At 70.1% G+C, this 14,780-nt stretch carries 14 protein-coding genes; 13 read left to right on the top strand and 1 reads right to left on the bottom strand.

Going from position 1 to position 14,780, the window contains the following annotated elements:
• The first annotated feature begins 60 nt into the window (after positions 1-60).
• From Voc01_RS05090 to Voc01_RS05030, 13 genes are all read left to right on the top strand, one after another.
• Positions 61-561 carry a flavin reductase family protein gene (locus tag Voc01_RS05090; RefSeq protein ID WP_203926078.1) on the top strand — a complete coding sequence of 167 codons (501 nt, stop codon included), beginning with the start codon at positions 61-63 and terminating at the stop codon, positions 559-561.
• A 27-nt stretch (positions 562-588) separates the two neighbouring features.
• A complete protein-coding gene (locus Voc01_RS05085; protein ID WP_203926077.1) occupies positions 589-1,860 on the top strand; it encodes an MFS transporter in 1,272 nt (423 codons plus the stop codon).
• A gap of 137 nt (positions 1,861-1,997) precedes the next feature.
• Positions 1,998-2,336, top strand: a complete 339-nt coding sequence (locus Voc01_RS05080; RefSeq protein ID WP_203926076.1) for a DUF485 domain-containing protein — start codon at positions 1,998-2,000, stop codon at positions 2,334-2,336.
• Entirely contained in the window at positions 2,333-3,973 is a 1,641-nt protein-coding gene (locus Voc01_RS05075; protein ID WP_203926075.1) for a monocarboxylic acid transporter, read from the top strand. The genes Voc01_RS05080 and Voc01_RS05075 overlap by 4 nt, the downstream gene beginning before the upstream one ends.
• Positions 3,974-4,079: 106 nt before the next feature.
• Positions 4,080-5,051 carry an NAD-dependent epimerase/dehydratase family protein gene (locus tag Voc01_RS05070; RefSeq protein ID WP_203926074.1) on the top strand — a complete coding sequence of 324 codons (972 nt, stop codon included), beginning with the start codon at positions 4,080-4,082 and terminating at the stop codon, positions 5,049-5,051.
• Between the two features lie 79 nt (positions 5,052-5,130).
• The gene (locus Voc01_RS05065) at positions 5,131-6,369 is read left to right on the top strand and encodes an LCP family protein (RefSeq protein ID WP_203926073.1); all 1,239 of its coding nucleotides are present in this window, start codon (positions 5,131-5,133) and stop codon (positions 6,367-6,369) included.
• A gap of 228 nt (positions 6,370-6,597) precedes the next feature.
• Positions 6,598-8,004, top strand: coding sequence for an LCP family protein (locus Voc01_RS05060; RefSeq protein ID WP_203926072.1), 1,407 nt, complete (start codon positions 6,598-6,600; stop codon positions 8,002-8,004).
• 224 nt (positions 8,005-8,228) lie between these two features.
• Complete coding sequence (locus Voc01_RS05055) at positions 8,229-9,260, top strand: LCP family protein (RefSeq protein WP_203926071.1); 1,032 nt, start codon at positions 8,229-8,231, stop codon at positions 9,258-9,260.
• 13 nt (positions 9,261-9,273) lie between these two features.
• Entirely contained in the window at positions 9,274-9,597 is a 324-nt protein-coding gene (locus tag Voc01_RS05050; RefSeq protein ID WP_203926108.1) for a rhodanese-like domain-containing protein, read from the top strand.
• A complete protein-coding gene (locus Voc01_RS05045; protein ID WP_239159960.1) occupies positions 9,578-10,372 on the top strand; it encodes a glycerophosphodiester phosphodiesterase in 795 nt (264 codons plus the stop codon). Before Voc01_RS05050 ends, Voc01_RS05045 begins: the two co-directional genes overlap by 20 nt.
• Positions 10,373-10,405: 33 nt before the next feature.
• Positions 10,406-11,896 (top strand): PAS domain-containing sensor histidine kinase, encoded by a 1,491-nt coding sequence (locus Voc01_RS05040; protein ID WP_239159959.1) that lies wholly within the window; start codon positions 10,406-10,408, stop codon positions 11,894-11,896.
• A 3-nt stretch (positions 11,897-11,899) separates the two neighbouring features.
• A complete protein-coding gene (locus Voc01_RS05035; RefSeq protein ID WP_203926069.1) occupies positions 11,900-12,310 on the top strand; it encodes an ATP-binding protein in 411 nt (136 codons plus the stop codon).
• A 31-nt stretch (positions 12,311-12,341) separates the two neighbouring features.
• A complete protein-coding gene (locus tag Voc01_RS05030; protein ID WP_203926068.1) occupies positions 12,342-13,232 on the top strand; it encodes a DUF5926 family protein in 891 nt (296 codons plus the stop codon).
• Here Voc01_RS05030 and Voc01_RS05025 read toward each other — a convergent pair.
• The gene (locus Voc01_RS05025) at positions 13,219-14,424 is read right to left on the bottom strand and encodes an arginine deiminase (protein WP_203926106.1); all 1,206 of its coding nucleotides are present in this window, start codon (positions 14,422-14,424) and stop codon (positions 13,219-13,221) included. The two genes, Voc01_RS05030 and Voc01_RS05025, sit on opposite strands and share 14 nt — an antisense overlap.
• Positions 14,425-14,780 lie beyond the last annotated feature (356 nt).

Raw genomic sequence — 14,780 nt, 5'->3', positions numbered from 1 at the left:
CGCGCTCCGCGCCGGACGACCCCGCGCTCCGCGCCGGCCGATCCGCGCGAGGATGGGCGGGTGAGCGTCCATTACACCGATCCGTTCGCCACGCCCGAGGGGGAGCGGTCGCCCGTGCGCCGCCTGCGGGGCCGGCTGCCCTCGGCGGTCACGCTGTGGACCGCGCCCGGCCCGGCCGGCCTGACCGTCTCCTCGACGCTGATCGCCGACGGCGACCCGGCCCACGTGTTCGGGCTGCTCGACCCCGAGAGCGACCTGTTCGAGGCGCTGGTGGAGCACGAGGTCTTCGGGGTGGTCCAGCTGGCGAGCGGCGACCGCCAACTGGCCGACCGGTTCGCCGGGCTCATGCCGGCACCCGGCGGCCTGTTCGCGGGCGGCGGGTGGCGCGAGACCCCATACGGGCCCCGGCCCGAGCACGAACGACCGTGGGCCGGCTGCCGCCTGGTCGGCACCCGCCCGGCCGGGTGGGCGGTGCTGGTCGAGGGCGTACTGGCCGAGGTCGAGGTGGCCGAGGTGGAGCCGCTGGTCCACTACCGCGGTCGATACCGCTCGGTTGACTGACGTCGAATATGACGCCACTATGGCGTCATGGCGACCCCATTTAGGCATCGTGACTTCGCCCTGCTGTGGACCGCGGGCCTGATCTCGCTCACCGGCAACTGGATGCTGTCGGTCGCGGTGCCGATCACGGTGCTGACCCTCACCGGTTCGAGCGCGGCCACCGCCGCCTCCTTCGCCGCCGTGCTGCTGCCGCGCGTCGTGGCGGCGCCCGTCGCCGGGGTGCTGGTGGATCGATGGGACCGGCGGCGCGCGCTCATCGGCGCCAGCCTCGTGCAGGTGCTGCTCACGCTGCCGCTGGTGACCGTCGACCGGGCCGGTGACCTGTGGATCGTGGTCGCCACCACGTTCGCCGGCGGGTGCGTGGCCCAGGTGGTGGCGACCGCCGAGAACGCGCTGCTGCCGACGCTGGTCGGAGCCGACGAGACCGCCCGCGCGAACGCGCTGAACGTGCTGAACAACAACCTCGCCCGGCTGGTCGGGCCCGCCGTGGGTGGGGTGCTGGCCGCGTCCGCCGGTCTCGCCGCCGTCGCGGCGCTGGACGCCGCGACGTTCCTGGTCGCGGCGGGGCTGATCGCGCTGGTCCGGCACCGCGCGGCCGTCACGGTGACCGGCGCGACCGAGGCCGCCGGCGCCCTCGCCCGGTTCTGGCTCGACCTGCGGACCGGGCTCGCCGCGGTGTCCGCCAACCCGGCGTTGCGGGTCCTCTTCGTGTTCCTCGCGATCGTGTCCTTCGGCGAGGGTGTCATGGGCGCGATGATCGCCGTGTTCGTGGAGCGGACGCTCGACGGCGGCGCCCGCGAGTTGGGTTGGCTCGTCGCCGCACAGGCGGTCGGCGGGATCGTCGGTGGCCTGGTCGGTGGCCTGTTCGCCGACCGGTTGCCACCCCGGCTCCTGATCGGTGTCGGCACCATCGCGCTGGGCGTCGGCGACCTGGCGATCTTCAACTACCCCCGCTGGTACGACGGGATCTGGCCGGCGCTCGTGCTCATGGCCGCGGTCGGGGTGCCCTCTGCGCTCTCCAGCGCCGGCATGATGACCACCTTGCAGAGGGCGGTCGACGACCGCGTGCGGGGGCGGGTGTTCGGCGCCGCGCTCACCGTGATGGCGCTGGTCGCGCTGTGCGGGACGGCGACCGCGGCCGTGCTCGGCGACCGGTTCGGACCGGTGACGCTGCTCAATGTCCAGGGCATCGGGATGCTCGTCGGCGGCGCCTGGGTGCTCGTGGCGCTACGGGCTGCGGTGAGCGGTGTGACCGTCGCCACTCAGCGCACACCTGCCACCGCTGGGCGCACCGGCTGACCAGGGAGATCAACAGATCTTCACGGGTCTCACGGGTCGTTCATACGGTCTGGGAGCGGTCGACGCCGGCCTCCCGTCACCGTCCGGCCCGTCGTCGGCACGCCCACCGCAAGTCCCCCACGATCGCAGGTGGTGTGATGAGTATCGATTCCCCTGACGTAACCGACAGATCAAAGTATGTCGAGGTGGCCAACAGCGAGGAGTTCGGAGCGCTGCGTAAGGCATTACGCAGCTTCGTCTTCCCGATGACCGCCGCCTTCTTCCTGTGGTACGCGCTGTACGTGCTGCTGTCCGCCTACGCGCGGGACTTCATGGGCACCAAGGTGATCGGCAACATCAACGTCGCCCTCATCTTCGGTCTGCTCCAGTTCGTGTCGACCTTCCTGATCGCGTGGCTGTACGCCCGGTACGCCAGCCGAAAGCTCGACCCGCCGGCCGAGCGTCTCAAGCGTCGAGTCGAGGACGGTGCCGCGTGACCGCTCGGAACATCACGATTGTCCTGTTCGTGGTCTTCGTCGTGATCACGCTCGGGATCACGATCTGGGCCAGCCGACAGACGAAGAGTGCCGTCGACTTCTACGCCGGTGGCCGGTCGTTCTCCGGCTTCCAGAACGGGATGGCGATCGGCGGCGACTACATGTCGGCGGCGTCGTTCCTCGGCATCGCCGGCATCATCGCGCTGTCCGGCTACGACGGGTTCCTGTATTCCATCGGGTTCCTGGTCGCCTGGCTGGTCGCGTTGCTGCTGGTCGCGGAGCTGATGCGGAACTCGGGCAAGTACACGATGGCCGACGTGCTCGCGTTCCGGATGCGGCAGCGGCCGGTCCGTACGGCGGCGGCCGTCTCGACGATCACCGTGTCGATCTTCTACCTGCTGGCCCAGATGGTGGGCGCGGGTGCCCTGGTGGCACTGCTGCTGGGCATCAAGCCCGGCCAGACGTTCCTGGGCATGGACGCCGACACCGCCAAGATCGCCACGATCATCCTGGTCGGTGCCCTGATGATCATCTACGTGACGATCGGCGGCATGAAGGGCACCACGTACGTGCAGATCGTCAAGGCGTTCCTGCTGATGACGGGCGCGGCCGTGATGACGCTCATGGTGCTCGCGGCGTTCAAGTTCAACCTGTCGGGCCTGCTCGGCGACGCCGCGGAACAGTCCGGCAAGGGCGCGGCGTTCCTGGAACCCGGTCTGCGGTACGGCGTCGAGTCGGCCGATGCGACGAAGACCTTCTACAGCAAGATGGACCTGTTGTCGCTCGGCATCGCGCTGGTGCTCGGCACGGCCGGCCTGCCGCACATCCTCATCCGCTTCTACACGGTCCCGAACAGCAACGCGGCCCGGAAGAGCGTGCTGTGGGCGATCGGGATCATCGGCACCTTCTACCTGATGACGCTCGCGCTGGGCTTCGGCGCGGCCGCGCTCGTGGGTGGCAAGGCGATCACCGAGCAGGACAAGGCCGGCAACATCGCCGCTCCGCTGCTCGCCGAACGGCTGGGCGAGCGGTATCTCGGCGGTGAGGTCGGTGGCGCGGTCCTGCTCGCCGTGATCGCGGCGGTGGCGTTCGCCACGATCCTCGCCGTGGTCGCCGGTCTGACGCTCGCGTCGTCGTCGTCGCTCGCGCACGACTTCTACGCCAACGTGATCAAGCGGGGACAGGCGTCGGAGCGGCAGGAGGTCGTGGTCGCCCGGTTCTCGGCGTTCGGGATCGGTGCTGTCTCGATCGTGCTGGCGATCTTCGCGCAGAGCCTGAACGTGGCGTTCCTGGTGGCGCTGGCGTTCGCGGTGGCGGCGTCGGCCAACCTGCCGGCGATCCTCTACTCGCTGTTCTGGAAGCGCTTCACGACGACGGGCGCGGTCGCCGCGATCTACGGCGGGTTGATCACGGCTGTCGTGCTGGTGTTCTTCTCGCCCGTCGTGTCGGGATCACCCACCGCGATGTTCCCCGACCACGACTGGCACTGGTTCCCGCTGTCGAACCCCGGCCTGATCTCGATTCCGGTCGGCTTCCTGTGCGGCTACATCGGCACGCTGTTGTCGAAGGAGCCAGACCAGGAGGAGAAGTACGCGGAGCTCGAGGTCCGCGCGCTGACCGGGGCAGGCGCCCACTAGTCGCCGGGGTACCTCAACGGGCCCACGTCCGCCTGTGCGGGCGTGGGCCCTTTTGCACCCCGGCCGGGGTCAAGCGTTCGCCGGACCGGCCGGTAGGGTATCGACCATGACGATCGCGCCGCGGTATGGAGCAGGACATCGGGTCCTGGTCACGGGAGGTGCCGGGTTCGTCGGCTCACACCTGGTAGACGCCCTGCTAGAGCGCGGTGCGACGGTGGTGGCCGTCGATAACTTTCTCACCGGCAGCAAGGACAACGTCGCCCATTTGAGCGACAACGACCGGTTCACGCTCGTCGAAGCCGACGTCAGCGAGCCACTGCCCGCTCACGATGCGTTGGCCGAGCGCTTCGATGCCATCCTGCACTTCGCCTCGCCGGCCAGCCCGGTCGACTTCGCGCGGCTGGCGATGGAGATCATGCGCACCGGTTCGGTCGCCACCATGCACCTGCTCGACCGCGCGGTGGCCGACGGCGCCCGGTTCCTGATGGCCTCCACGTCGGAGGCGTACGGCGACCCGCTGGTGCACCCGCAGCCGGAGAGCTACCGCGGCAACGTCAGCTCCACCGGCTTCCGCAGCGTGTACGACGAGGCCAAGCGGTTCAGCGAGGCGGCCGTGATGGCCTACCACCGCTACCGGGGCGCCGACGTCGCGATCGTGCGGATCTTCAACACGTACGGCGAGCGCATGCGGCCCGACGACGGCCGCGCCATCCCGAACTTCGTCAACCAGGCGCTGCGCGGCGAGCCGATCACCGTGCACGGCACCGGGGCGCAGACCCGCTCGATCACCTACGTCGGCGACCTGGTGCGCGGTGTCCTCCTGCTGCTCGACTCGCAGGAGGTCGGCCCGATCAACTGCGGCACCGAGTACGAGATGACGATGCGTGAGCTCGCCGAGACGATCGTCCGGCTCACGGGCAGCGGCTCCGAGGTCACGTTCACGCAACAGCGTGGCGCCGACGACCCGGAGAAGCGCCGTCCGGACCTGACCCTGGCCCGCACGTTGCTCGGGTACGAGCCGCTGGTCAGCGCCGAAGACGGCCTCCGCCGCACGATCGAGTACTTCCGTACGAGGTAGCCAGTAGGGGTCTCCCGGGTTCGTGCCGGCCCGTCCCGCTCGACGGGCCGTTTGCGGAACCCCTCCCTACTGTTGAATCATGTCCGGTTCCCCTGCTGTCCGCCCCGTCGGGCGGGCCACCATCGGCTCAGCCAGCGTCCCCCCTCCGCGCGGCACGGCGTCCGCACGTGGCTCAGCCGCACGTGGTTCGGCCGCACGTGGTTCGGCCGCGGTCGGCTCGGCCCCGGTCGGCCGCGCCAGCGCGGGGCTGCCCGGTGGGCCGTCGGGTCCCGGCGGTCCGCGCCGGCCGGTCGGGTCGCGTCCCGGTGGGCGCCGCCCGCGCTGGGGGCGGATCTTCCTCGTGCTCGGCGTGTTCCTGCTGGTGTTGAGCCTGGTCGGGGTCGGCGGTGGCTACCTCTACTACCGGTCGGTCAGCAACGACGTCGACCGCACCGACCCGTTCGCCGGCATCCGCGGCGACCGTCCGGCGAAGGCGGTCGAGGGCGCGCTCAACATCCTGATGCTGGGCAGCGACTCGCGTGACCCGGACAACAAGCAGAAGGCCGGCGAGTGGCGCACCGACACGATGCTCATCGCGCACATCCCGGCGAACCACGAGAAGGTCTACTTCATCTCGATCCCGCGTGACCTGTACGTCTACATCCCGGAAAGCCCCACCGACAAGTCGCTCGGCGACACCAAGGCCAAGATCAACGCGGCGTTCGCCTGGGGCGGGCTTCCGTTGACGGTCCAGGCCGTCGAGGGTTTCACGGGACTGCGGATGGACCACGTCGTGCTGATCGACTTCGGCGGCTTCAAGCAGGTCGTCGACGCCCTCGGTGGCATCGAGATGTACATCGAGCAGGACGCGAAGTCGATCCACCCGCCGTACCGCCAGTTCACCAAGGGCAACATGCAGCTCGACGGCGCCGCGGCGCTCGACTGGGTGCGCCAGCGCTACCAGTTCCCCGACGGCGACTTCGCCCGCATGCGGCACCAGCAGCAGTTCATGAAGGCCGTCATGGACAAGGCGGTGAGCACCGGCACCGTCAGCAACCCGGCGAAGCTGAACTCGTTCCTGCGGGCCACCGCCCAGGCGGTGACCGTCGACCAGGACCTGTCGATCCTCGACATGGCGCTGACCTTCCGCGGCATCCGCAGCGACGACCTCGTGTTTTCGGTCGCACCGCACCTGGGAAACAAGAGGGTCAATGGGGAAGACGTGATCATGCCCGACACCGAGAAGGGCAAGTCACTCTACGAGGCGATCAAGAACGACAAGGCGGCTGACTGGTACGCGGCCAACGCGGCCCCTTCGTCTAGTTCCTCGACGAAGTAGGGCGGCTACACAAAGTAGGGCGAATCGCAACCAAACCAAGTGCGGGTCGGTTGCGTATGGAAAGAGGGACTGCCCTAGCCCGGCGGTTCCAAGGTAACCTCGCGTTCAGGTCCGCGGCGCGTGCACGTGTCGCGGACTTGATCCGTGAAAGACCCGGCTGTTCAAAAGAGCGCGAAAGTACGTCAGAACGAGCATTAACGAACCGTCCCTACGAGCAGGAGAGCTGCGATGACCCAGTCTCAGACCCGGCGACAGGCCTACGGGCCGAATGCCGCCGCGGTCGGGTCCGCGCCCGGCTCGGTGTACGGCGGTCGATCCGGCCGCACCGGCGACATCTACGCCGAAGACGAGTTCGGCATCGAGTTCGAGACCACCGGCGGCCGGGTGGCCCGGCCCGCTCCACCGGCCCGGGCCAGCGCCAGCGTCGGCAACTCGCGTCCCACCGGCAACGGGCGTCCGCCCGCCGGCAACGGACGCCCGCCGACCAGCGGGCGTCCGCCGACGAACGGCGGCGGCCGGCGGCCACCGGGATCGGGCGCTCCGGCGCCCCGGAAGCGGCGCGACCCGCTGTGGGCCCGCATGATGATCATCATGGGTGCGCTGCTCATGCTGTTCAGCGGCGGCGCGATCGTCGGCGGCAAGTACCTGCTCTACCAGGCCACCAGTGGGGTCGAGAAGGCGCCGCTGCTCGGCAACGCCGGCGCGCCCACCGGTGCCAAGGCGCTCAAGGGCGCGCTGAACATCCTCATGGTCGGCATCGACGAGCGGCCCACCGGTGAAGACCTGGTGCGGGCCGACTCGATCCTGATCCTGCACATCCCCGAAGACCGCAAGGGCGCGTACCTGTTCTCGATCCCGCGTGACTCGTTCGTGGAGATCCCGGCGTACCCGAAGACCAACTTCCGGGGCAGCAAGGAGAAGGTCAACAGCGCGTTCGCGCACGGCTGGGCCAACGGCGGCGGTCGCGAGGGCGGCTTCGAACTGCTCGCGCTCACCCTGCAGCGCCTCACCGGGCTGCGGTTCAACGCCGGCGGCATCGTCGACTTCCACGGCTTCGTCGGTGTGGTCAACGCGCTGGGCGGCGTCGACATGTGCGTCGACACCAAGAAGCCGGTGGTCTCCGAGCACTTCGGCACCGACCCGAAGACCGGCAAGTTCAAGCACCCGAACGACGGCGGCAAGCCGCAGGTCTACCAGCCCGGCGAGTGCCGCACGTTCGACGGCGCCCACGCGCTCGACTACGTGCGCCAGCGCAAGAGCCTCGAAGACGGCGACTACGGCCGCGCCCGGCACCAGCAGCAGTTCTTCAAGGCGCTGGCGAAGAAGGCCAAGGAGCAGGGCCTCGGCAGCAACCCGAAGAAGACGCTCGACATCATCAAGGCCGGTGGCAAGACGCTCACCGTCGACCTGCGCGGTGCGAGCGTCGACAACTGGCTGTTCACCGTGAAGGACCTCGCCGACAGCGACGTGGTGCTGCTCAAGGCCAACGGCGGCCAGTTCAACTCGGTCCGCTGCAACGGCGAAGAGTGCGAGCAGTTGAACCAGAAGACCCTCGATATGTTCAAGGCGATGGCCGACGACACGGTGGGTGACTTCGTGCTCGCAAATCCCGATTTCATCAATCAAGGCGGCTGACCTGTTCGATGGGCCGTGCGCCGGGGTAGTAATTGTCCCGGCAGGGGGAGGCGGCTACGTCCAGGTCAGTTCAGTCGTTGGCGAGGGTGGGTAGGGCCCACCGGCCTCGCGTGGTCGCCGTGCGCCCGAAACGGCATCCGGGTCGGGGTGTGAGCGTCGGCCCGCCCGGGAAGACGCCGGAGAAGAAATCCACGAAGGTCAAAGACCCGCTGTGGGCGAGACTGATGATCTTCTTTGGGATCGTCCTGGTTCTCGCCTCGGGCAGCCTCATCGGCGCCGGCAAGGTGCTCGCCAACCGCTACGACAACAGCGTGAAGCGCGACACCCTGATCGCCGAGGGCGCGCGCGCCGACGTGCCGCAGCGCAACAACACCACCCGGATCGTCGGCCCGCTCAACTACCTGCTCCTGGGCTCCGACCTGCGTCCCGGCGACGACACCACCCAGCGCACCGACACGATGATCGTGGCGCACGTGCCGGCCACGCTCGACCGCGTCTACCTGATCTCGATCCCGCGTGACCTGCGGGTGCACATCCCCGAGTTCCCCGACACCGAGTTCGCCGGCAGCTACGAGAAGATCAACGGTGCCTACGAGCACGGCGGCTACGGTGCCGGCGGCGTCCAGCTTCTGTCGGCCACGATCGCAGACCTCATCGGCATCCGCTTCGACGGTGCGGCGATCGTCGACTTCCAGGGGTTCCAGGACGTCGTGAAGGAGCTCGGCGGGGTCGAGATGTGCGTCGAGCAGCGCGTCGTGAGCGCCCACCTGGCCCGCCTGCCCAACGGCGAGCTGGTGAACCCGCGCGAGGGCGGCGAGCCGATCGTGTACGAGCCGGGGTGCCGGGAGTTCAACCACTGGCAGGCGCTCGACTACGTGCGTCAGCGCTACAGCCTCCCCGACGGTGACTACGGCCGCATGCGTCACCAGCAGCAGTTCCTCCAGGCGCTGCTGCGCAAGGCGCGCGCGGAGGGCCTTACCAGCAACCCGCTGCAGCTCGACCGGCTGATCCGGGCGGTCGCGGGCACGCTCACCGTCGACACCGGCGGCACGTCGCTCGAGACGCTGATGTTCGGCCTGCGTGACATCCGGCCGGCCGACATCATCGGTCTCGATGTGCCCTCCGAGCCCGTGATGGTCGGCGGCATCGCCTACATCTACCCGTTGGAGCCGGCGACCAGCATGTTCGAGGCCCTGGTGAACGACACGTTGGACGACTGGGTGGCGGCGAATCCGACGTGGGTCAACACGCTCTAAGCTCGACGCCGTGATGGTTCCGACGGTCGACGCGGCCGGGGTCGCCGACGACGCGTACCTGCTCGACGTGCGTGAGCCCGACGAGTGGGCAGCCGGCCACCCGCCGGGCGCGCACCACGTCCCGATGATGCAGATCCCCACGCGGGCCGACGAGGTCCCGACGGACCGCGACGTGGTGGTGGTCTGTCGCGTGGGCGGGCGCAGCGCACAGGTGGTCGCCTACCTCAAGCAGCGCGGCTTCGACAACGTCTACAACCTCGATGGCGGGATGTTCGCGTGGGCGGCGGCCGGCCGGCCGGTCGTGGGCGAGGACGGCAGTGCCGGGCACGTCATCTGAGGCGCTCGTCTTCGGGCACCGCGGCGCGTCGTACGACCTTCCCGAGCACACGCTCGACGCCTACCTCCGGGCGATCGCCGACGGCGCCGACGGCGTGGAGTGCGATGTCCGGCTGTCGCGCGACGGGCACCTCGTGTGCGTGCACGACCGCCGGCTCGAACGCACCAGCAACGGCCGGGGGCTGGTGCGCCGCCAGTCGCTGGCCGAGCTGCAGCAGCTCGACTTCGGCTCGTGGCACTCGGAGCGGCCAGCGGAGCTGCTCACCCTTGAGCGCCTTCTGGGAGCGGTCCGTGAGGCGGGCCGTCCGCTGCGGGTCCTGATCGAGACGAAGCATCCGACGCGCGGCGGCCGCGCCATCGAACCGACGCTGGCCGCGCTCCTGAAGCGCTTCAACCTCGACCGGCCCGACCGCGACGACCCCGCCGGTGTCACGATGATGTCCTTTTCTCCGCTGGCCCTGCAGCGGATGCGGGTGCACGCTCCGCAGGTGCCGCGGGTGTTCCTGATGGAGGTGCTGCCGCCCGGGCTGCGCGGCGGCCAGCTGCCGTACGGCGCCCGGATCGGCGGACCCGGAATCGGCCTGCTCAGGGCCCGGCCGCAGCTCGCGGAGCGGCTGCTCGAGCGCGGCAACGGCGTGTACGTGTGGACGGTGAACGAGCCGGCCGACATCGAGCTGTGCCACAGGTTGGGTGTCACGGGCATCATCAGCGACCGACCGGGCTTCGTGCGGCAGCAGCTCGATGTTCGCCGGGAGAGGCGGGAGAACCTGGGGTGACGGGAGGTGCCCCGGCGCGGCACACTGTCCCTCATGTCCGCGCTCGACCAGCTTCCCCCGGATCAGAGTGAGCTGCTGCGCGGCCTGACCGACCTGGTCCACGCGTCGAGCACCGGCGCCGGCGGCCTCGACGGGCTGCAGGTGATCGTCGAGCTCGGTGTCGCGGCGACCACGGCGGGTGGCGCGAGCTTCGTCGAGTACGGCGAGGGCGGCGGCCGCGTGGTGGCTGTCTGCGGTGGGGTCGACTTCATGCTCGGCCGGCCGGTCGACGTGCGGTCATCGAACGTCACCGCGATCATGACCGGCCCGGCGGTGCAGGACGTGCCGATGACCGAGCCGGGCAGTGGCCTGGAGCCGCTGCTCACGGCCGGGTTCCGGCGTACCGTACTGGTCGGCGTCCGCGTGGGCGGCGAGGTGGTCGGTGCCATCCAGCTGTATTTCCGTGACGCGCTGAGCCCGCTCACCGAGGTCGCGCGGGCCTGGGTGACGCTGCTCGCGTCGTGCGCCGGTCACCTGTACGCCGACCGGGTGGGGCTGCCGGTGTACGAGTCCGGCCCGCGCCTGAGCCCGCTGTCGTTGGCGATCGCGGTGGTGGGTCCGAGCGGCCACGTGCGGTCGTGGAACCCGGCGGCCGAGCGCCTCACCTCCCTGTCGATGCACGACGTGGCCGGCAAGCCGTTCCCGTTCCCGCTGCCCGCGCCGGGCAAGCTGGTCGAGCACAAGATGCCGGCGGGCACGTGGATCCGCATCCGGGCCACCCGGGTCTCCGGTTCCGACGCCGTGGCCCTCACGATGCGGCCGCGGGCCGACGAGCGCGACAACTACCAGTCGCGCGACCTGTTCCTCGCGGTGGCGAGCCACGAACTGCGCACGCCGGTCACGGTGATCCGCGGGTACGCCGACACGCTCGTCGAGCACTGGGAGGCGCTCGACGAGGCGGCCCGGCGCGAGGCGGTGCTGGTGATGGGGCAGCGGGCAAGGGAGCTGAGCCGGCTGGTCGACCGCCTGCTCACCACCACGAGCGACGCCGCCGGGCTCACCGATGGCGCGCCGGGCGTACCCTTCGATGTGATCGACGCGTTGCGGGAGGTGACAGCCGATCTCGCGCCCGACATCCGGGCCGTGGTCCGGTTGGAGCTTCCGGTGGCGGTGCCGAAGGCGGCGGGTGACCGGGCCGGGTTGGCGACGGTCGTCACCGAACTGGTGACGAACGCGGTTAAGTATTCGCCGGCTCGGGTACACGTCGACGTGACCGCCGGGGCCGACCAGCAGACGGTGTGGTTCCGGGTGGCCGATCGGGGGGTCGGCATTCGTCCGGAGCATGTCGAGCGGGCGTTCGAGCGGTTCTGGCAACTGGAGCGGGGCGACCAGAGGAGGTACGGCGGAGTGGGGCTCGGCCTGTATCTGGTACGCCGCATCCTCGAGCGTCAGAATGGGTGGGTGTCGTTGCGCCCACGTGATGGGGGCGGCACGGTGGCTGAGGTTCGGCTGCCGCGCGCTGACGTGAGCGTCGGGGAGGGTTGACCCGTGTCCACTGCTGTCACCGCCGAGCGGGCGTGGTGTGTCGTTGTTCCGCATCAGCCGCGCGGGGCCCGGGTGGCGCGGCAGCGCCTGTCGGCGGCGCTCGCCGGCCTGGTCACCCAGGAGCGGATGTCAGACGCCATGTCGATCGCCGCGGAGCTGGTCGGCAACGCCGTGCGGCACGCGTTGCCGTTGCCGGGTGGCGTGGTGCGGGTCGCGTGGCACCTGCTCGTCGGCGGCGGGCTGCTGATCAAGGTGACCGACGGCGGTTCGGCCAACTCGAACGCGCCGATGATCCGTCCCCCGAGTGCCGACGCGGTCGACGGCCGCGGCCTGGCGATCGTCGCGGCGTTGTCGCGCCGCTGGGGGGTCGAGCGTGACGGACTCGGCCAGTGCGTCTGGGCCGAGTTGCGCTGATTGATCTTCCAGACGTCTTAGGCTGGCCGCCATGGCCAAAAGATCCCCCCGTGGCGATAAACGCGAGAAACGCACTGAAAAGCGGCAGAAGGTCCGCGATGTCTACGTTCCCCGTCCCTTCGCCGGCCTCGCCGACGAAGCGGAGTGGGTAGCCCTGCGCGAACTGGTTCCCGCCGCGTCCGCGCCGCTGCGGCTGGCTCCGCAGCTGGTCGCCGAGGCGGGGGAGCGGTCGGTCGTGCTGGCCACCGTGCTGCCGATGGCGTGGCCGGCAATGCACCGCGCCGACGGCACCATCTTCATCGGCCTGCAGCGTCAGGTGAACTCCGGCGACGTCTCGCGCGACCTGGCCGCTGCGTTGCTGTCGGCGGTGCAGACCGCGCCGGGGCAGCCGGTCGCCGTTCCGGCGCTCGCCGGCCCGGGTCCCCGGCTGCAGGATGTGCTGGTCACCGACGCCCCGCTCGACGTGACCCTGCACGAGGGCTTCGAGTTCTGGCTCGCCGCCGACGCCGGCGACGACCCGCGCGTCAAGGAGTCGATGGAGCGGGCCAACGAGTCGATCTACCCGACCGTGCGGCTCGCCGCCGCGCCGGCCGCCTACTGGTGCCAGGTGCCCGACAAGGCGCACGTCCGCTGGGTACTGCCCGACGACGAGGACCCGGCGCTCGACGCGCTGGCCCGGCTCGCGGCCGGCGACGCGATCCGGCTCGGCGACGGCACCCGGTTCGCCGGGATGTTCCGGGCGCACGGGCTGCTGGTGCCGGTCTGGGACCTGCCGCACGACGTGCCGGCCCTCGACTGGGACGCGCCGCTGGCCGAGTTCGCCAAGCGCTACGCCGAGGCCCTCACGGTGACCGACTCGCTGACCCCGGCCGAGCGCCGCTCCCGCCAGGGTCTGCTGGGCCGCCAGCTCACGCTTCGCTGAGCGGCGCCCGCAGGACCGGGCAGCTCATGCATCGCGGACCGCCCCGGCCGGAACCCAGTTCCGAGCCGGGGATCCGGATCACCTCGATGCCGGCCCGCTCCAGTTGGGCGTTGGTCTCGACGTTGCGCTCGTAGGCCACCGCCACGCGGGGCGCGATCGCGAGCGTGTTGTTGCCGTCGTCCCACTGCTCGCGTTCGGCGGTCACCGGGTCGAGGCCGGTGTCGATGATCCGCAGGGTGTCGATGTTCATCGCCTTGGCGGCCGCGGTGAGGAACGGCTCCGGCCCGCTGATCCGCGGCTCGCCGGTGGGGTCAGGGGCCGCCGAGACGGTCCAGGCCGTGAGCGTGTCGGCGATGTTCGGGTACATGACGACCGCGTCGACGTCGACCATCGTGCAGACCGTGTCGAGGTGCATGGTGGCGCGCTCCTGCGCGATCGGCACGGCGAGGACCGTGTGCGCGAGCCCGAGCGCGAAGCACCGACGGGCGAGCCGCTCGGCCCCCGCCGGCCGGGTGCGTTCGCCGACCCCGACCGCGAGCACGCCGGGCGCCAGAGCCAGCACGTCGCCGCCCTCGAGGTACTCCAGCGCCGGGTCGTAGACGAGCTCGGTGCCGGTGAACCGGGGGTGGTGGCGGTAGATCGCCGCGGTGAGCGTGGTCTCGCGGCGGCGGGCCGGCATCGCGAGGCTGGTGACCGCGACCCGGTCGCCGATCCACACCGCCGAGTCGCGGGTGAACAGCAGGTTGGGCAGCGGGTCGATGACGAAGTCGTGGCGGTCCATCAGCGCGTAGACCAGGCCCGAGCCGGTCCTCAGCTCGTCGTGGGCGAGTCCGGCCATGAGCGTCATCGCGAGCTGTGCCGGGCCGAGGCCGGCGAGGTGCTCGGAGACCGCGGCCCGCAGGGTGTCGCCGAGTCGGACGTCCGACAGCACGGCCTCGGTGAGGTCGGCCCGGGCGGCCGGCACGGTGAGCACCTCGGCCACCAGGTCCGCGAGGTAGAGCACCTCCACGCCGCGTGACCGCAGCGCCCCGGCGAAGATGTCGTGCTCCTCCTGCGCCCGCTGGACCCAGGGGATGCCGTCGAAGAGCAGGGAGTCGTTGTTCCGCGGGGTCAGCCGGGCCAGCTCAGGGCCCGGACGGTGGAGAACGACGGTGCCGAGGACGCCGACTTCGCTGTCGACGCGATGCTCCATTGAGCCAGCCATCCAGCCAGACTAGCGATAACGTGGAGTGTCTTGATGAGCGCTATTTGCACAACCGGGCTTCGGATGAATCGCTGATTCATGCCTGCCTGTCCCGCCGAAGGTCCCACTGTCGGGTGATTATCTTCACCCAGCGCGGTCGCTTGGTAGCCGCTACAGTATGGGCCACGGCGGCATCGGTGCTGCTCAACATGGATCTTTGTAGCTATCTGACATATGGCGGAGTGACAGATTGTCCCTACGGTCAGCAACAGCCGACCTTCGGACGGTTCTTTGGTACGATTTTGCAGTATCTGCGAAAGCGGACACACATGAGGGACCAGGTGAATGCGGTATTCATCCGCATC

The sequence above is a fragment of the Virgisporangium ochraceum genome, from assembly GCF_016863655.1.
In the GTDB taxonomy this organism is placed as follows: Bacteria; Actinomycetota; Actinomycetes; order Mycobacteriales; family Micromonosporaceae; genus Virgisporangium; species Virgisporangium ochraceum.
This window is presented reverse-complemented; position numbering and strand designations above follow the sequence as displayed.